Origin of the sequence: Enterobacter cloacae complex sp. ECL352 (assembly GCF_020149545.1) — a bacterium.
GTDB classification, from domain to species: domain Bacteria; phylum Pseudomonadota; class Gammaproteobacteria; order Enterobacterales; family Enterobacteriaceae; genus Enterobacter; species Enterobacter asburiae_B.
This window is the reverse complement of the sequence record NZ_CP083709.1, coordinates 4,161,074-4,176,652: the sequence shown is the minus strand read 5'-3', so window position 1 is coordinate 4,176,652 and position 15,579 is coordinate 4,161,074. Positions and strand designations below refer to the sequence as shown.

Here is a 15,579-nt window from a genome sequence, read left to right as displayed (position 1 = left end):
TGCCGGTTAAAGCATTCGTCAGGAGAGCCGTGGGGGAAATCAGGAGGTGGTTACAGGTGCCTGGTCACTGTCTTTCAGGAAGATAGCCAGCGGTCGGAGCGCTTTTTTCAGGTCAGCGGTCGTCCAGGAGTTATCAAAAATAATTCGGTGCTGGTTGAATTCCCCCATCAGATACAGGCCGCCGTTCTGATCGAAAGACGATGCATCAACATCATCAACCAGAATAGCAACGGGTAACTGACTGCCATCTTCAGCCGTTTTCACACATTGCGTGTATTTCCCGCTGGCAGCCACCAGGCCCAGGACAGTACCACGCTTAAAGGCACCGCCCGTAATGATCCCGGTGTCAGTCACCAGCTGGAGCGTGCCAGCGACAAGCTGATCCGGAACAAACAGCGCGCTCTTCATGCCAGGCGCAAACGCATTCTGACCAAACTGATCCATTATTTCTCTCCTCTTGTGGAGTTGTAGAGGCCGGTCATTTTACTTACCATCGCAGACTTTCCGGTCTCTTTCTGTCCGCTATCCGGATTAAGCCGGACCTGGTGGCTTTCCTGCATACGCTGATCGAGAGAGCGTTTACGGGATGGCTGAGATGCGGCTGCGGCCGGAGCCGAAGAGGCTAGGACATTAATTGCTGCCGCAGAACTCATCCCGGTATTGAAAGCCAGTGACGCGGCCAGTGAAGGATTCGCAGCTGCATGCTTACTGCCGAAAATACGGGCGCAGCGTTTACGCTCAGCAGCGCGTGCATTTTTTACCGCCTTACTCTCTTTGCGATCGTCGTCGCCGTCGTCTTCAGAATCATCATCTTCTGACGCATCCGGATCATCGCAGTCATCTTCAGCATCATCGTCGCGTTCGTCTTCTTCCGCGTCGTCGTCGCGCTCATCATCATCGGCATCATCTTCGCGCTCATCCTCTTCCGCGCGACGGGCTTTCGCTTTTTTGGCTTTTTTATCCTCTTCTTCCTCAGAAGCGGAAGGGCCAAGACCAATGAGGTGAGCAAAACTAAACGTCTTTTTCTTTGCCATTTCAGGCTCCTGTTTTTTCAAGTAAGTTTTTGAACGCAGCGTCAGGAGGACACACCTCATCAGCCAGTCCAATTTCAACGCCATCAGCAGCCATAAAACAGGCGGCCTGGGTACTTTTTATAACCTTTGCGCTAATCCCCCGGTTTCTGGCAACAGTGTTCACAAACAATTCGCCCATGGTGTTAATGTCCTGCTGGATGGCGGCCAGCGCTTCATCTGACAACTCTCTCAGCGGCGAACCTTCAGCCTTGCGGGATCCATAGGTGATGATCGTAACTTTAAGACCGTCATCTTTAATCCGCTGCGTCCAGTCAAGGTGCATGGTGATCACACCCACAGAACCCACTCCGCCGGTGCGCGGAACAGAAATCCGGTCCGCTGCACTGGCAATGGCATACGCAGCGGAATAAGCGCTTTCCGTCAGAATGGCATGGATAGGCTTTTTCCCCCGGGAGCCGTAAATGACATCAACCAGATCGAAGCATCCAGCGACCTCGCCGCCGGGTGAGTCGATATCCAGGCAAATGCCCGAAATGTCGGGATCTTCCATCGCAGTAAGAAACGCCTGACGAATGCCGTCATACCCTGTCATTCCACTGTACGGACGCAGACTGCCCAGTTTTTGCACCAGCGTTCCGCATATCGGGATGACGGCGACACCCAGCACATTGTCATAACCCGGATCACTACGGGATTCACGTCCCCGGTTATCGTCATATCCGTACCAGTCATCCTCCATGGCAAGAGAAGATTCGATTTTACTGATACCAAATCGGTCCATTACGGATGCCATGATGACTTCGGCTTTACTCGGGTGCAGCGCCAGCGGGGTGTTAAATAATCGCTGGGCCAGATGGGGTAGATTCACTTTTCCTCCGGATCGGTAATGGTCTGGCTCGCAAACTGGTCAGCCTGTGCCCAGCTCGGAAGCGGTAATCCGCGTTTAAGACATGACTCAATTTCTCTCTGGCGCTGATCAAGCACTTCTTCCCAGTCTTCACCGACGTTTTCACCCACCTCAATCTCGAGGGTGGAAAGTCCGGCATCCAGACCAAGAATGGCGCCTTTTTTCTCTGCAACTGGATCCACCCAGCCGCGCCCTGGCCCCATCCAGCGCGCGCGAGAATACGCGGCTCTGGCGTCAACAAAATCAGGTGCGCCTGCGGGCAGGGGTAAATCCTCATTGTCGTGAACTTCTTCAACAAAGGCGGTGAGAATGGGCTGAGCGAAGCCGGTAGAAAAATCGTCCCGGCGGCGAGTCAGTGTTTTCCATGCCTCCAGCAACGAGGAGCGTGCAGAACTGTAGTTAACGTCAGACCAGTCCTGGGTGACCTGCTGTGGGGACAACCCTGTTCCTGAAGAAAAATTACGGAGAACAGCAGATTCGAAGACTTCAAAATTGCTGTAGGGCCGCGCCGCGTTAACCGTCGTGATTTTCTCACCAGGATAAAGAATGGGCATTCGGGCACCATTCTGAAGTGTCAGACGCCGATCGTTATGGAACTCAACACGCCCGTCCTGATAAGTGCCTAACTCCGACTCGTCATAGGTCTCGCCCAGGGCAGACTGAACCATCGCAGGGTCATAGGGTGACTCAATGTAAGCGGCGAATATGGCATTAAGAATTGCTGCCTCAAGCTCACTCTGGTCATACTTCACCAGCATTTTCAGACGCTGAATAACCGGAGTCAGGATGCCGTTACCGCGGTGCTGCGCGCCACGCTCATGATCAAAATCGTGAACCACATGCGGGCGGCCCCAGTCAGTTTCACGCGGGATACGCTGCCACGTCATGGTTTTAGCCCCGCTCCACCAGTCACCGATATGGGCCTCCCTGATGTGGTAAGCAACCGGCGCACCGTCCGCATCAATTTCAACGCCACCACGGACATTTGGCATATCGAAATTCTGCTGAGGATTACTGAGGCGGTCAGGATCGACAATCTGCACCGTGGTGGCGTAACGCCCTCTTCCGGGACCAAGCCTGTCAGTTCTGTACTGGAGAATGGCCAGAGCATCCCCGTCAATAAGCTTGTGACGAAATCCCAGGCGCAACATCTGCGACACGGTGAGTTTTCGTTCAACATCACAATACCGGCCAGGATCGTTACTCCAGGTCCGCCAGTGCCCGTCCAGTGCTTTTCCGTACTCTTCCGCCCAGGACGCATCAAACGCCTTGTTTCCGGTGATCATTCTGAGAACACGGTAATCGGGTTTCATGATGGGGCGGAAGTTGGCACCAACCGCATTATCCAGCAGACGTGTGACCGCACCGTTTGCCCAGCCGTCATTACGGACCAGATCGCGTGCGCGGGACACGATGCGATCCCGGTAAATGTTAATTTCATTGTCCGGGGACCACAGCGCGGGTTGCCAGTTCGCCAGTTGATCGCTGAAAGAGTCAGCTGCGTCATAAGGTACGCGGCTCCCCCCCACCAGCATAGAGGGACGCTGCTGTCGCAACGGCTGCCCATCAGAGCCCAGTATCTGTACTTTATTCATCAGAATCTAAACCTCGCTGGTTTCCGGGGACGAGAGATAATCCCCAGTTGCGCCTGCAGAAGTTGAATCAGGGCCAGCAGATCAGCCAGGGTGCTTTGCTGATAGGACACTGATCGCGTCCCGTCTCCCTGCGTATAGGAAAACGAAACACCGTGGCTCCCGGTTGCTAAATCAATGTACGCCTGCTGAGCTTTCGCAAGCGCATCCCTGAGCTGATCGTCAGTCATTGCGCCGGCAAGCAGGCTGGTGTTCCGGTTGAACATGATTTTCCTTATTTCGGCAGGAGTTGCGATATTCGCTTACGTTTGACCGGCGCTGGTTCTTCAATAACCGCACCCGGCAGCTCGTAATTGATTTTTTCTTCCTGTCCAACTGGCGCTGGCAGGAACTTATCCGGATCGGCTTCGAGGTTGGCGGCCCGGACGTTGAGTTTTAACCCCATATGTTTGAGACCGCACAGCGCGGCATAGCTGTAAACGAGGCAGTCAAGCGCTTCGTTAGCTCGTCCTGGTATTGCTTCCCAGATACTGTACCGCTGCCCGGAAATGACTTTGTAAACCAGTCGCTCCGCCAGCAGCTGATTGAAGTACCCGAGATCGCGATCGTCAGGAAAATGCATATAACCCGCAGCGGCGGCGCCAGGTTTGGGTGGCTCAAGATGCAGGCGACCGCGTATCACGTCTTTCGCTGAGTTAACCCCCAGAATGACAGGGCGGAAACTGGCTTTGCTTTTCGATGATGGTCGTTTGGTCGGCCAGACAGGATTGCGTTTGCCTCCCTGTGCAGACTCCCCCTTAATTGCCCAGACACGACGGCCAAGACGCTCTTTAGCGAATTCGTATACCTTCTGCGTATGGTGGCCGCCGGAGTCCATGCACGTTGCCATGATATTCAGGCCGCGCCCGTCACCACGTCGCCAGATCTGTTTCAGGTATGCATCCAGTCGCTTCCAGGGTTCTTCCGTCTCAAGGTCACCATAAATAACGTCATGCGCGACCGACCACGATTCTTCATCTCTCCCCCAGCCGGTGATCGTAATTTCGAAGCGATCGTCCTGGGTATCAACTCCAGCTGTTAACAATGCCACCCCGTCCGGAACGACGGCCGGAAATATTTCCCGGCGCGCCAGCAGAACATCAACAGGGAGCTGTTTCCCATGATTAGGTCGGTGTGGTAGCCCCATCTGGGTATTCCACCACGCCTGTTCCTTATCCGGATCGCCCTTCGCATCGATATATTTTTTCGCAATATCCGACGGCTTATCTTTTTGCCAGGGGCTGAAAAGCTTGGATGCCTGGTACCCGGCGTGGTGGTTATCGACTGCCTCCTTTCCACAGGAGGGGCAGATTGCCCGATAGACCGCATGCCGTTCCGACTCTGACCATTGCCAGACCTTTTCAACACTGCCCTCGTCTGCCGCCCGCCAGGCAAGGTCATAATCCATCAGCGGTGAATGCCTCTCCCCGCAGCACTCAAATGGGCGCGTCTGATGCCATCGGATAGTGTGCAGAGCTCTGAGGCGCTGTCCTTCGGACCAGCCACTACCACAGCATTCGCAATAGAGCATCGCCGATTTAGTCAGGTGTTTATCCCCCTCTTTCGGCCACTGAACGTGTTTGAAAAAGTCGGGGAACTGGCGGTGGCCACAGTGCGGGCAAACCACAGATGCCCGGCGCTGATCGGAGTCGGCGTAGCTGTCAGCAATGCGGCTCTCATCCTCCACCGTCGGCGAACAGGCGCGTACAGACAGCCAGGTCAGGCCAAATGTCGCTGTACGCTCTTCGGCCAGCGCAATTGGATCGCCTTCGCGGGTTATCGGGTACTTGTCCACTTCATCCGCCAGCAGGACACGAATCGGACGACGCGCAAGGTTATCAGGGCTACCAGCACCCGCCAGCGCCAGAAATCCGCCAGTGAATGCCTTGTAAAGAATGGTTTCTTTCGAGCTTTTCTGTTTCGAATCACCGATGATTTTACGCAGTACCGGCGTCACCCTTACCAGCGGGCTAATACGCTCTTTCGAAAACTGTTCAGCGGCTTCTTCTTTCGGCTGCAGCAGCAGTATCGGACAAGGATCGAGGTGGGCAAAATAGCCAAAAAGGTTTTCCAGCAGTGCTGTCTTCATCAACTGGGTACAGCACATTACAGTGATGATATGAACCCCGGACTCCGTCGCGGCAAGCATCGGTCCGCGGGCAATTTCTACCGTCGATGTTTCCCAGTTTCCCGAAGTGCTCCCAGCCTCTTTTGCCAGCTTACGATAGTCATCTGCCCACTGCGGCACACTGATACGCGGCGGGGGTGTCCAGCCTTTGCGGACGCTTAATTCAAGACGCTCAATCTTCTGCCGGGTTAAACTCTGGCTCTCCGAGGACTGAGATGTGTTTGTGGACATGTTCAATCAGCACCTCTGTCATCCTGTCCGCCGGTACATCCAGATCAGCAGCCATTAGCGGCGCCACCCTGGACGGCCAGTTAAGCCAGGCATCACGCTGTTGGCGAAAGGCGTTGAATAAAACCTCCTCGGCTGCTGTCAGCTCAATAAGCTGGCCGCTGTCTTTTTCATACTGCAGCTTTGCCTGCAGGGCCATGTAATTCTCGCGGATACGTCCCGCTTCCTCTCTCGAAAGATCTGCCCCTTCAGTGAGCATTATCTGGCGGACAGTTTTATTGATTTCATCACCGTCATCATCGTTATCGCTAACGACGGGAGTTTTCTTTTTCTTCGCGTTCGAGGCGCGCGGGTCTTTGCCATCGCGGTTTTTCTTCAATGCCGCATCGCTGGCCTCTACGTCAATCAGGTCTCCGTCCATCACAATGAAGCGCCCGGCTTTAATCCACCGGCCAATTGTTTTGCGATCCACACCTGAATGTTGTGCGTACTGACTCTGGTTCATCGTGGTCATGGGACATCACCTGGGACATTTTCTGGGGTGGGACATTCGCCTGGGACATTTTTGCCATGTCCCACCAGAATGTCCCACTGGAATAAACTGGAATAGCCAGAGCTGGCGAGGTGTCCGTAATGATCGCCAGAGGTGGGACATGGGACACAAATCTGAAAGTTGTAGCTAGGAAAACACCGCGGCGCGCAATGCCCGTACCTTACAAAAGTCTCAGGAAGGACCCATTTTTTTAATGGCTTCGACCATTCGCTCCGACTATGATTATTCCTATTCAATACAAGGAGAATGTAATGGGTAACAATATAATCAAAATAACTTTCGTAGCCGCAGTGCTGGCATCACCAATTGCTCATGCCCAGTGGGTAACTAATACTGAAGATGACCTTTTCTCTGGTGGTAAGAAAGCAATGATGCTTGGCGAGGTTTCATCCGACAATGGCGCCATTGTGTTTGACTGCACTAAAGAAAAGCTATCGGCGGCATACGTTGAAATGGATAAAAGCACCGAATCACTATCAGAGGTACCAATGGACCTGATAATGAAGGTCGACGGGAATACCGCAGTGAAGCTCGATGCTACCCTTTCAAGACGTAATGTTCAGAGCCTCCAGATTCAATCGGATGACGCGGACCAACTAAAAACAGTGCTTAAGCAGCTTCAGGGGGCGAAATCCAAAGTGTTAGTTGGTGTGCAAACAAAGGATGGCGGAAACCAGCATTCCATGTCAGCCAATGTTTCTGGATCGACAACTGCAGTAAACAGCTTCATAAAAGCTTGCGAAATTAACTTATAAGTTACTGCTTTTATTTTGCCGTCCTGATGGCTTCTGCTATCGCCTGATTTAAAGCAGACGGTAGCAGTGCGTTCGCCATGGTACGGGCCCTATCCATATACCCCAGCACTGGAGTCACAGGTAGCGCATCACCAAACCGGATCAAAAGCTTTGGAGAACGCTGTTTACGTTTCGGTCTTCGCGTCCCATTAGCGGAGCGCTTGGCCCGTCGCTTCTTAGCTTTCATCGGTTTCTTACGCTGCCAGACAGCGTTAACGCCATCCACCTCACCTACGAATACATTTTCCTTTGCTTTGAGCTGAGAGAGCTTATTACGCGGCAGGTTGCCGTATTTATTAAGCTTTATGTCTTTCGGGTTAAGCAAAGCACTACCATTGAGCTTATGCTCTCCGCCGAACTCGAAAGGTTCTAGGTAGCCAGCAGCAGTATCACGAACAAACACCTTTGCACGAAGGCTGTTTTTCCTGGCACCAACTGACCCTACCGATTTAACTGTAAAAGGTGTTGGATTATCCAGATGCCGCTCAAATGCTGTTTTTTGGGCTACCTCTATCTGGCGAACCACTTTAGTCATCGCCTGGGCAGTCGCAAACGGTATCTGCTTCTGCAGCTGTCTTAACTGACTGGAAAGGTCTTTAAGCGTCGCCATAACAGTCTCCGTAAGTATTGCCATTATCAAGCCCACTACTTGATGGGACTGTGATGTACGTATTAGCTCGGGTGTGCCGATCTTTAACCGGATAGCCATCGTAAAGGTGCGCTCGCCTTTTCCTTCTTATTTGACGATTAACACGTACACCACAATTCGTCATTATCGCAGGCACTCAGTGAATGCCTGCTGTAATGCGATGGTGAAGGCAATACAAAAGTTATAGTGGTTCTGAGACGCGTCTATGGTTTGAAATCCAACGGAAACTCCTCACCGATAAGGTCCGGCGTAAGGGGTAATAAACCATCATCACTGGCGGTCTGTATAGCTTTAACTGCCGCTTTACACAATTCCGGGTTCCCTTCTACTACATGCATATTGTTGATTTTATTTGTTCCTTTCGGCTGATGAACACGGATAGTGCATGTATCTCCGACATATCTACTGGCATATGGAAATCTACTTTCAACTGCCTCTTTAAATTTTACAGCCCATTGATTGATTATGGGGAACTCCTGTCTCTGCTTTGGTGTTAATGTTTGTTGTTTTGGCCCCTGACATCCCACCAGGAATAATACGAGGAAACATAAAAACTTACTCATTCTGCGCTCCTTACTAAATGTTTCCGAAGTTATAACATATATACAAACGAAGAATGAACGAGCTATTCTTGCTTTGTATTGCAGGCATCTACACAGGGCCTGATGTAATGCTTAACAGTCGGCAACTAGACGCTCTACAGCACGACATGCCCACCAGCAGGCGAGCTTTGTAATGGCTACGATTCCACCGCGTTATGCAGCACTTCCTGACGGTAAATATGCTCGTAACGAGATACCGTCTTCCCGTTCTGGTTCATCACGTAGGCGACCTCACCGGGTTTAAGGAAAACATTTTTGTCCATTCCAGATACCGCGATGCTCTGCTGTTTGGGATTAAAGCCAACGCTCAGGCCGCAATGAATCTCTTCGCCGCCGCCCGGCGACATCACTTTTACTGTTAACACGCTTCTTCTCCTTCTTCTGCTAATAAAAAGCCCCGCTATTGCGAGGCTATTGGTTACCCTGTTCGATGGGGCAGCGCGGGTTGTCACGAGGTTTATGGCGGAGAGTTCATTTAGGCCAGTTGATGAGAAACAGCAAGCCAATGAAGGCACAGAAAATAGCACCAATACCCGCAATGCCCATTATCAACCAGACCAGAATTGTTCCGATGGTTGCGATCACTTTGACCTCACTTCTTTTTGTTTCTGACAATTCGCCTGCCACGCTTTGTTATGCGCCAGGATGTCTTTCTTCGTCTGGCGGTCCATAACGTTGATGTCGTGATCAGTCAGGTAGACTGGCTTTACCCAGTCACAGCTGGTGTCGATGACTTCAACCTTTGCGGGTCCAGTTTCCGCGCAGCTCGCGATCAACATCGTCATCAGGCATACGGTTAACAGTTTGTTGTACATTGCTGGCCTCTTTGGTGGCTTGTACCCGGCGTTCTGCTGCTGCTTCAGTGGCAGCGGCCTTGTCTTCAGTGCGCTGCTGGTCTGCTTTGGCTTCCGCTTTACTGGCACCGCGTGAATGACCAATGCCAAAAGCTGCGGCGATAGCGCCAAGAATGGCTACTGCTACCGTGATGATTAACTGCACTGTGCTCATGCTTCCACCTTCGGTTCAAAGGATCGAACGTTCATGGGTTCCCCTGACGGGAAAGACCAGTTCAGCCAGGTGAAGGTCTTGAGCTCACACATACCGTCAAACATCTCGCCGGGATCGATATCTTCGTAGCTGCAGACGATATGAAGCTCATTACCTTGTGCCTGAAGAACAACCGTATCTGTCTCCCATCGCGGGAGTAAGATGCGCAGCCACTTTTTCATACCAGCACCGTTTTCGCTTGCCCGAAGCGTGCGCGACGATCTTCAAGTCCGTTCGTGCCGCCGTTAATAATCTTCGTCACCTGTATCAGGTCGCCGGAATACTTCAGGCATCCCTTAGTAGCAAAGAACCACGCTGCGCTTCTGGCTGCATAAATGGGCTCAGCTAACAGCTCAGGCTGTTGAACCAAATCTACCTTCAGGGCATTTCCGCAGTCACGATAGTTATCAAGGAACGTGATGCCGATGAGTCCACGCCCTCGGTATTTCCATCCATCACCAGGCGCATTGTTACCGTAGCGTTTGCTGTAGACCAGGTTTGCAATGGCACGCTGGCGCTCAATCGGTAATGCTCGTTCTTCAGGTCGACGGCCAAGCTCATTAGCCTGGTCTTGTGTGATGCGTCCTGCTCGAATGAAGTTTGCCAACCCCACTACGCTGTAGTTGAAGTTTTCCTGTAGTCGGGTGAAACCTAGCGACTCATGCCCAGCCTGAGCAATGAACATCGCCTGGTCTACCGGCTTGGTGATGCCGAACTCTTTCATCGCATCGCTCACTGGCTGAAACCAGCGCGCAGCTAACTCGGCGCTTAGCCCAGCCGCCTTTTGAAATTGTGATTGGTTCATTAGTGCCTCAGTGCGTCAACCAAGCGCGCAACGTTTCCCCGAGCCCATAGAACGGCGGCGCATATCAGGACGTTCACCAGCACCACGAACCAGTGCGATTCATGGTACAGGCCGAACAAATAACGGAAAGGGACGCTGGCGTATACCAGCACCGTGAAATACGCCATCAGCGATATCAGAGGGCGATGTCTCGCCCCGCCGCGCTGGTAGAACATCAGTGCAATAACGATCACAGCAGAGATAATTGCGTTTGCCATCGCACTCGGATCACTTGTTACCATTGCTGGCCCCTCCACCACGTAAACGCGAGAGAATTCCAAACAGGCTACCCAAATCCTGACTGTTGACGAACGTCAGCAGCTTAATAGCAATAGCGGCTACGATTACCGCGCCCAGCGCATCAAGTGGCCTGTCGCTATACCCCGTCCATTTGGAGAAGTAAGAGCCGAGCAGTGGCGCGCCGATAACGCCGAAGATGAATGAGGTGATGAAGTAGCCCACCAGCTTAAGGCGGCTGATATTAACCGCCGTAGCGACGTAGAACACCGCACCAGCGAATGCGCCAAACACCACACCGTAATCTATGCCGGTTGCCAGGCCGAACACGCTGGCCCCCATCAGACCACCAGCCGCTACTGTCGTGCCAGAAACAGGATCGGACATCTAGTCCCCCTCTTATTGCCGTGAATCCTCTCAGTGATGAGGGGAATAAAAAAAGCCCGCTTTTGAAGGCGGGCTAATGAGTGACTATTAGTAAGTAAGGTAGGTAGTCGTGAGTCTTGCTAACTGACCTGAGTGAGACAGTATCGGGCTGGTTCACAACGGTTCAGGAGAACCATCAGGCAATTACCTTCAACACACATTTCAAGCGTAGCAGCAGTTTGCAAATTCATAAAAAAAGGCCTGCTTTTTACGGCAGGCTCTCAAGGAATTTGAAACTGTATTGTTGTTGTCATGGTGCCGGGTGCCTCCCGGTGACTCTACCCCAGTCAGCAAAGCCGCGCGCATACCTGCAGATAGCAGTTGACTGGAACGCCCTTTCGCTTAGAAAGGATTCACCACAATAATAAGTTACAACTAATCCATTCTAGCGGTCAATACATCATCGCCATGAGTCCTCTCAGAACGAGGGGAAACAAAAAAGGCCGCCCGCAGGCAGCCTCTAAAAATGACAAAACCCCGGCGAGGCGAGGTTTAGGAATCGTTTTAAGTCCGTGGCGTAGAAACCACTCTTAACACAGTAAATGATAAAATGCGGACCGCGCTAATGATTTTTTATCATTTTTCTTATATCGTTTTTGAAATGGTGCCAGTTCTTATGGCTTTTGAGCTGGTAGTTACTGATTTGGTTATCATTAAGGATTATGGATGTTAAGGCAAAATCGTCAAAAAGCGATTCACTACAAAAGAGCTGCAATAGCTAACTGCGAAGCTGACCTTCAGTCGATTCTGGAATCGATAATCTCTGCAGATGGGACTGCTCCCAAGGTTGGTATGAGGCGTGAGCAGATCACTCCATCGGATAGTTCGAGTGGATATCGCCTAATAAACAGAAGTAGTACTTACCAGACGATTTTATTTGGTCAGTTAATTCTATTTGAGCAAGGAAAAAGCCAAGCATTAATGACTATAAGTGATGATGTAAGTTTCTACGATATCAATGCCATCACTTCTGAACAAATAAAGCTTGAAGCTGATGAGAATGTTTCAGATGAGCACAAAGAGAAGATTAAAAGAGAATTCATTGACTCTATATTATATTTTGGCGTACTTAAAAATCACCTTATAATTGTACAGTCTAGCGCCTTGAGATCGAAAGACTTAGAGACTCACCTTAATTGGCTTATTCATAGCTTTGGAAGTTCATTTTCAGATGACAGTATTTTAATGCTGAAAGACAAACCAACTGAAGAGACCATTCAAAAACTTGAGAAAAACCCAGTAAGCAAAATTAACTTGGGGAGTGTACCTATAAAAAGTAAACATGATACTTCAGTTGAGATTGTTAGAACCCCGAACATTCCTGTTGAGGGGAATGTTCAAAAAGTAAGAAAAATGAAATTCATGCCTACTGGTAAAGGTGGGAATATATTAAAGGCAGCATTCGGTGAAAAATGGTTTGATGATTTAAAGCTGGAGGACTCTTTGGACGAATCAAACCTACAAGTTAATTTGGAAATTACTTACTTTAGAAAAACTAATAAAGATGGGCAATTGCTAATGGATACTCTAGCAACCTCTTTACGCAACATGGATGAAGATGACATTGAAATAACTCTTAAGGGAGGCGGAACTATTAAAGGTGGTGATTTGAAGTTATCTGGTTCAATTAACGTACAATATAATAATGGACTAATAGACGAAAATCATTTATATTTACAGATGCACAAATGGCTTCACGCCAAGATTGGTGCAGGTGAAGTCGCAGTTAAATAGTTCAGCAATAAGGAGGTTAAAATGAGTTACAAATCATTCTTATGTCAATTTATTTTAGCCTTCTCCTTGGGTTCTACTCTGTTTTATTTCATCGTTTGCAATACGAATTTAAAGCTTGCCCCTACCCCATGGATTATACTTACATTATTGTTATTCTGCTCAAGCTATTGCATCCAAGCGTTGTTCAAAATCCCTGAGACTGACGAGCATCCATCTCTCACCTCGGATGAACTCAGGAGATTGAGGCCAATAATATCTTTAAAACGAAAAAGACTTAGCGCGATATTAGCTTACCATGTTATTTCCGCAGTCGTGGTTGCGATTGGATTCTTCAGTATAAATGCAGCCTCAAAATATTTTATTTCATTTTTCACTTTAACTGGCGGCTTAGTGCTTTCTTCATTGCATACTTTTTTCTTTATAAAGGCGAACATGGATGAAGCGCAAAGATTTAAAAGCATTCTCATACATAGAGCGGAGACTGAAAAGAGGAAAAAAGATATTGTAGAAAGCATGAATAAGAAGCCCGATTAATCAGGCTTCCTTCAAATATGTTTAATGCGTCATCATCCTATTCATCCATTTCCAGTCTGATTTCTAGCATACTAAGGCAACCTTCAATAAACCCTTCAGCCATCTGTATCTCAATGCGTATCAGCTTCTCGTCCTTCTTTCGCGCTTTGGCTATTTTCCGCTTCGAGATGCCATATAGATAGTGTGCAACCAAGAGCGAATGTTCATAGGGCTTACGTTTTTGAAGTCGAGCTAAACACCCCTCGATAATTAGGGCATCGTCATCAGTACATGACAGGCGGGATTTGCTTGTTGGGGGAAGAAGTCCTTTGAAACCAGCAGCTATCGAGGAGTAATCAACCCCAGAACTATCACTCGCAGCCCATCCACCCCAACGCTCTAAAACCATCTGGATGTCACGCATGTTTTCTCCACTATTCATGCTAATACGCCGATTTCCAGCGCACGATCTAAAAACCGAAACAACAGCACCAGCTGGTCGCCGTGCTTCGCTTCAAATGCCACAGGATCAGCGTGCAACTCGTCGTGATGCGCTCTGCACAGCGGTATCACAAACAGGTCATGCGCTTTAGTACCCATTCCACCCTGCCCGTGGCCTATCAGGTGGTGGGGGTCGTCTGCCGGGTTATTGCAGCAACTGCACTGTTGCGACTTCACCCAGCGTGTGTATTTCTCGTTCTCCCAGCGGCGGCGCTTTGGCTTCAGCATGTAGGACTCCGGCGTCTCCGGATCTACCTTCACCGCCACTATCTTCTTCGCTTTCTCCTGCAGGATTTCGGTTGCCGGTAATGACGGAACAATGTCGCTTTCACGCATCACTGAGCTGTGCGTTTCAGGCTTAATCCTGAGTGCCTGGTTCGCCACTGATTCAGGAATAAGGTCAGCCAGATCGTTGCGTACCATCCACCAGCAGAACTCCGGCAGCGTCAGGGTGTGGTCATCACTGAAGCCTAATTGACCATTCACCATTTTCAGCAGCCAGGATACCAGGTTTTGTCTGGCAATTCCTGCCAGCCTCTCGGTTGTTTGCTCACGTAGCTGGTTATCACATCCGTAGCAAAGACGAATACTGCCGGGAACATGGCGCATCACCGTAAAGTCTTTTGCGTGCCAGTCCGCGTGCGGCCACTGGCATTCGAACTTACGTTTTAGCCACCTATCAAGACTGCTAAGGCCGCCAGCTCGCTGTATAACCCGATCGTTCTCAAAAATAGCCTGAATACTGATATCATCTGTCAGTGGCTGGTGGGCTTCTGGGATAAGACCTGACGGCAGGTGCTGAATTGCTTCTGACGGCTTCTCAATTACCACCCTTCCCTGACGAAATAACCACAACAGATCGTTTCCGGGGCGAAAGATGACTACCCCGGCGATCGGGGCAACTTCAGGTGTTAGTAAAGCTCTCACAGTTACCTCAGGCTATGATGTCGATAATTTTGAGCAATTCCGCAAACTTCGACTCGAAGAAGTGCGGTTGTGTCTCTCGTGGGTTTGCAGGGCTTGTGATGTTCTTGCCGTACATGCAGCCTTTGGCGGTAAGTGACCAGAACTTTTTAACGCCATTAACGCCTGAACGACTGTTTCGCTCTTTTTGTTCCACGATCCCAAAGCGGGACATCATGTGATAAACCTGATTGGCGGTGATGCGGATGTTTTTGGATTTAAGCAGAGCGCTAAGTGATTGAGTCGGACGACTGGACCCATCCTGCGCGCCAGATGGAGCATCGATCGCGTAATGCGGCATCAGATCTGGAAGACCCGCTACCTGCTGGAGCTTTTGATAAGCTCCAAGTTTCGAAGAATTTGAAAGGTTCAGTGTTCTGGCTGCTGATTCCAGCAGCAATATTCCCGCCTGAATTTTATCAGTTGCTTGTGGAAGTGGCGTTCCCGTCTGGGTCGCATCAAATGTTCGAATTACCTTCAGATTAAATTTGGGGCTGATCCACATCGCATATGCATAAACAAGCTCTTTGCATACGTAGGTTCCTTGTTCCTGGCCACCGCGAATGGTGTTAACCGGAGCGTTACCCAGATTTTGGGTATCGGTCAACTCTTGAACAAGTTCAACCGTCTGAGGACTAGAGAGAAATTTAGCTGGCTCCTTGCTTCGCTCATTAGCCCCTGAGGCTACAGCTGCACGGTGCAAGTCATTAAGGCAGTAACGTCCATCAAAATCACGGCGTACGGAAACGCCATCAATTACGAATAACTGATTCATGTGTTTCTCCACT

At 50.2% G+C, this 15,579-nt stretch carries 22 protein-coding genes; 3 read left to right on the top strand and 19 right to left on the bottom strand.

Annotated features, from left to right (window positions below):
* Positions 1-39: 39 nt before the first annotated feature.
* The 7 genes from LBF07_RS20445 to LBF07_RS20415 are packed head-to-tail and all read right to left on the bottom strand — an operon-like array spanning position 40 to position 6,442.
* Positions 40-444, bottom strand: coding sequence for a head decoration protein (locus LBF07_RS20445; protein ID WP_000371937.1), 405 nt, complete (start codon positions 442-444; stop codon positions 40-42).
* Positions 444-1,034, bottom strand: coding sequence for a hypothetical protein (locus tag LBF07_RS20440; protein ID WP_206462076.1), 591 nt, complete (start codon positions 1,032-1,034; stop codon positions 444-446). The genes LBF07_RS20445 and LBF07_RS20440 overlap by 1 nt, the downstream gene beginning before the upstream one ends.
* Position 1,035: 1 nt before the next feature.
* The gene (locus tag LBF07_RS20435; RefSeq protein WP_001052909.1) at positions 1,036-1,902 is read right to left on the bottom strand and encodes a S49 family peptidase; all 867 of its coding nucleotides are present in this window, start codon (positions 1,900-1,902) and stop codon (positions 1,036-1,038) included.
* Positions 1,899-3,536 (bottom strand): phage portal protein, encoded by a 1,638-nt coding sequence (locus tag LBF07_RS20430; RefSeq protein WP_001045359.1) that lies wholly within the window; start codon positions 3,534-3,536, stop codon positions 1,899-1,901. Before LBF07_RS20430 ends, LBF07_RS20435 begins: the two co-directional genes overlap by 4 nt.
* Positions 3,536-3,799, bottom strand: coding sequence for a gpW family head-tail joining protein (gene gpW / locus LBF07_RS20425; RefSeq protein WP_000483309.1), 264 nt, complete (start codon positions 3,797-3,799; stop codon positions 3,536-3,538). The genes LBF07_RS20430 and gpW overlap by 1 nt, the downstream gene beginning before the upstream one ends.
* A gap of 8 nt (positions 3,800-3,807) precedes the next feature.
* Entirely contained in the window at positions 3,808-5,931 is a 2,124-nt protein-coding gene (locus tag LBF07_RS20420) for a phage terminase large subunit family protein (RefSeq protein ID WP_001515591.1), read from the bottom strand.
* Entirely contained in the window at positions 5,873-6,442 is a 570-nt protein-coding gene (locus LBF07_RS20415) for a hypothetical protein (protein WP_000210383.1), read from the bottom strand. Before LBF07_RS20415 ends, LBF07_RS20420 begins: the two co-directional genes overlap by 59 nt.
* Before the next feature lie 290 nt (positions 6,443-6,732).
* Here LBF07_RS20415 and LBF07_RS20410 point away from each other — a divergent pair, with 290 nt between their 5' ends.
* Positions 6,733-7,236: a hypothetical protein gene (locus LBF07_RS20410; RefSeq protein ID WP_001472855.1), complete on the top strand. Its 504-nt coding sequence runs from the start codon at positions 6,733-6,735 to the stop codon at positions 7,234-7,236.
* Positions 7,237-7,246: 10 nt separating this feature from the next.
* Here LBF07_RS20410 and LBF07_RS20405 read toward each other — a convergent pair whose 3' ends face one another.
* The 9 genes from LBF07_RS20405 to LBF07_RS20365 all read right to left on the bottom strand — a co-directional run bounded on the left by LBF07_RS20405 (position 7,247) and on the right by LBF07_RS20365 (position 11,041).
* On the bottom strand, positions 7,247-7,885 hold the full coding sequence (locus tag LBF07_RS20405) for a hypothetical protein (RefSeq protein ID WP_045888937.1): 639 nt from the start codon (positions 7,883-7,885) through the stop codon (positions 7,247-7,249).
* A gap of 242 nt (positions 7,886-8,127) precedes the next feature.
* The gene (locus tag LBF07_RS20400) at positions 8,128-8,487 is read right to left on the bottom strand and encodes a cell envelope integrity TolA C-terminal domain-containing protein (RefSeq protein ID WP_045888909.1); all 360 of its coding nucleotides are present in this window, start codon (positions 8,485-8,487) and stop codon (positions 8,128-8,130) included.
* Between the two features lie 176 nt (positions 8,488-8,663).
* Positions 8,664-8,891 carry a hypothetical protein gene (locus tag LBF07_RS20395; protein WP_045888911.1) on the bottom strand — a complete coding sequence of 76 codons (228 nt, stop codon included), beginning with the start codon at positions 8,889-8,891 and terminating at the stop codon, positions 8,664-8,666.
* A gap of 106 nt (positions 8,892-8,997) precedes the next feature.
* On the bottom strand, positions 8,998-9,153 hold the full coding sequence (locus LBF07_RS20390) for a hypothetical protein (RefSeq protein ID WP_158002600.1): 156 nt from the start codon (positions 9,151-9,153) through the stop codon (positions 8,998-9,000).
* Between the two features lie 108 nt (positions 9,154-9,261).
* Positions 9,262-9,534: a hypothetical protein gene (locus LBF07_RS20385; protein WP_049015390.1), complete on the bottom strand. Its 273-nt coding sequence runs from the start codon at positions 9,532-9,534 to the stop codon at positions 9,262-9,264.
* Positions 9,531-9,755: a hypothetical protein gene (locus LBF07_RS20380; RefSeq protein WP_049015387.1), complete on the bottom strand. Its 225-nt coding sequence runs from the start codon at positions 9,753-9,755 to the stop codon at positions 9,531-9,533. The genes LBF07_RS20385 and LBF07_RS20380 overlap by 4 nt, the downstream gene beginning before the upstream one ends.
* Positions 9,752-10,378 (bottom strand): glycoside hydrolase family 19 protein, encoded by a 627-nt coding sequence (locus LBF07_RS20375; RefSeq protein ID WP_049015383.1) that lies wholly within the window; start codon positions 10,376-10,378, stop codon positions 9,752-9,754. The genes LBF07_RS20380 and LBF07_RS20375 overlap by 4 nt, the downstream gene beginning before the upstream one ends.
* Positions 10,378-10,659 (bottom strand): phage holin family protein, encoded by a 282-nt coding sequence (locus LBF07_RS20370; protein ID WP_022648766.1) that lies wholly within the window; start codon positions 10,657-10,659, stop codon positions 10,378-10,380. Before LBF07_RS20370 ends, LBF07_RS20375 begins: the two co-directional genes overlap by 1 nt.
* Positions 10,646-11,041, bottom strand: a complete 396-nt coding sequence (locus tag LBF07_RS20365; RefSeq protein ID WP_032624437.1) for a phage holin family protein — start codon at positions 11,039-11,041, stop codon at positions 10,646-10,648. The genes LBF07_RS20370 and LBF07_RS20365 overlap by 14 nt, the downstream gene beginning before the upstream one ends.
* 705 nt (positions 11,042-11,746) lie before the next feature.
* On the opposite strand from LBF07_RS20365, the gene LBF07_RS20360 reads away from it, so the two are divergent.
* On the top strand, positions 11,747-12,814 hold the full coding sequence (locus LBF07_RS20360; protein ID WP_045888746.1) for a hypothetical protein: 1,068 nt from the start codon (positions 11,747-11,749) through the stop codon (positions 12,812-12,814).
* A gap of 21 nt (positions 12,815-12,835) precedes the next feature.
* Complete coding sequence (locus LBF07_RS20355) at positions 12,836-13,348, top strand: hypothetical protein (protein WP_045888745.1); 513 nt, start codon at positions 12,836-12,838, stop codon at positions 13,346-13,348.
* 37 nt (positions 13,349-13,385) lie between these two features.
* Here the strand turns inward: LBF07_RS20355 and LBF07_RS20350 are convergent, their stop codons facing one another.
* From LBF07_RS20350 to LBF07_RS20340, 3 genes are read right to left on the bottom strand one after another with little or no spacing between them, the layout of a single operon-like run.
* The gene (locus tag LBF07_RS20350) at positions 13,386-13,751 is read right to left on the bottom strand and encodes an antiterminator Q family protein (protein WP_045888779.1); all 366 of its coding nucleotides are present in this window, start codon (positions 13,749-13,751) and stop codon (positions 13,386-13,388) included.
* A 14-nt stretch (positions 13,752-13,765) separates the two neighbouring features.
* Positions 13,766-14,755: a DUF968 domain-containing protein gene (locus LBF07_RS20345; RefSeq protein WP_206462075.1), complete on the bottom strand. Its 990-nt coding sequence runs from the start codon at positions 14,753-14,755 to the stop codon at positions 13,766-13,768.
* Between the two features lie 7 nt (positions 14,756-14,762).
* On the bottom strand, positions 14,763-15,566 hold the full coding sequence (locus LBF07_RS20340; RefSeq protein ID WP_181367663.1) for a KilA-N domain-containing protein: 804 nt from the start codon (positions 15,564-15,566) through the stop codon (positions 14,763-14,765).
* Between the last annotated feature and the right edge of the window lie 13 nt (positions 15,567-15,579).

What these genes read in the sequence shown, in the direction of transcription:
- LBF07_RS20445 (WP_000371937.1), bottom strand. Translation starts at nt 444, where the DNA reads ATGGATCAGTTTGGTCAGAATGCGTTTGCGCCTGGCATGAAGAGCGCG.
- LBF07_RS20440 (WP_206462076.1), bottom strand. Translation starts at nt 1,034, where the DNA reads ATGGCAAAGAAAAAGACGTTTAGTTTTGCTCACCTCATTGGTCTTGGC.
- LBF07_RS20430 (WP_001045359.1), bottom strand. Translation starts at nt 3,536, where the DNA reads ATGAATAAAGTACAGATACTGGGCTCTGATGGGCAGCCGTTGCGACAG.
- gpW (WP_000483309.1), bottom strand. Translation starts at nt 3,799, where the DNA reads ATGTTCAACCGGAACACCAGCCTGCTTGCCGGCGCAATGACTGACGAT.
- LBF07_RS20420 (WP_001515591.1), bottom strand. Translation starts at nt 5,931, where the DNA reads ATGTCCACAAACACATCTCAGTCCTCGGAGAGCCAGAGTTTAACCCGG.
- LBF07_RS20415 (WP_000210383.1), bottom strand. Translation starts at nt 6,442, where the DNA reads ATGACCACGATGAACCAGAGTCAGTACGCACAACATTCAGGTGTGGAT.
- LBF07_RS20410 (WP_001472855.1), top strand. Translation starts at nt 6,733, where the DNA reads ATGGGTAACAATATAATCAAAATAACTTTCGTAGCCGCAGTGCTGGCA.
- LBF07_RS20405 (WP_045888937.1), bottom strand. Translation starts at nt 7,885, where the DNA reads ATGGCGACGCTTAAAGACCTTTCCAGTCAGTTAAGACAGCTGCAGAAG.
- LBF07_RS20400 (WP_045888909.1), bottom strand. Translation starts at nt 8,487, where the DNA reads ATGAGTAAGTTTTTATGTTTCCTCGTATTATTCCTGGTGGGATGTCAG.
- LBF07_RS20385 (WP_049015390.1), bottom strand. Translation starts at nt 9,534, where the DNA reads ATGAGCACAGTGCAGTTAATCATCACGGTAGCAGTAGCCATTCTTGGC.
- LBF07_RS20380 (WP_049015387.1), bottom strand. Translation starts at nt 9,755, where the DNA reads ATGAAAAAGTGGCTGCGCATCTTACTCCCGCGATGGGAGACAGATACG.
- LBF07_RS20375 (WP_049015383.1), bottom strand. Translation starts at nt 10,378, where the DNA reads ATGAACCAATCACAATTTCAAAAGGCGGCTGGGCTAAGCGCCGAGTTA.
- LBF07_RS20370 (WP_022648766.1), bottom strand. Translation starts at nt 10,659, where the DNA reads ATGGTAACAAGTGATCCGAGTGCGATGGCAAACGCAATTATCTCTGCT.
- LBF07_RS20365 (WP_032624437.1), bottom strand. Translation starts at nt 11,041, where the DNA reads ATGTCCGATCCTGTTTCTGGCACGACAGTAGCGGCTGGTGGTCTGATG.
- LBF07_RS20360 (WP_045888746.1), top strand. Translation starts at nt 11,747, where the DNA reads ATGTTAAGGCAAAATCGTCAAAAAGCGATTCACTACAAAAGAGCTGCA.
- LBF07_RS20355 (WP_045888745.1), top strand. Translation starts at nt 12,836, where the DNA reads ATGAGTTACAAATCATTCTTATGTCAATTTATTTTAGCCTTCTCCTTG.
- LBF07_RS20350 (WP_045888779.1), bottom strand. Translation starts at nt 13,751, where the DNA reads ATGCGTGACATCCAGATGGTTTTAGAGCGTTGGGGTGGATGGGCTGCG.
- LBF07_RS20340 (WP_181367663.1), bottom strand. Translation starts at nt 15,566, where the DNA reads ATGAATCAGTTATTCGTAATTGATGGCGTTTCCGTACGCCGTGATTTT.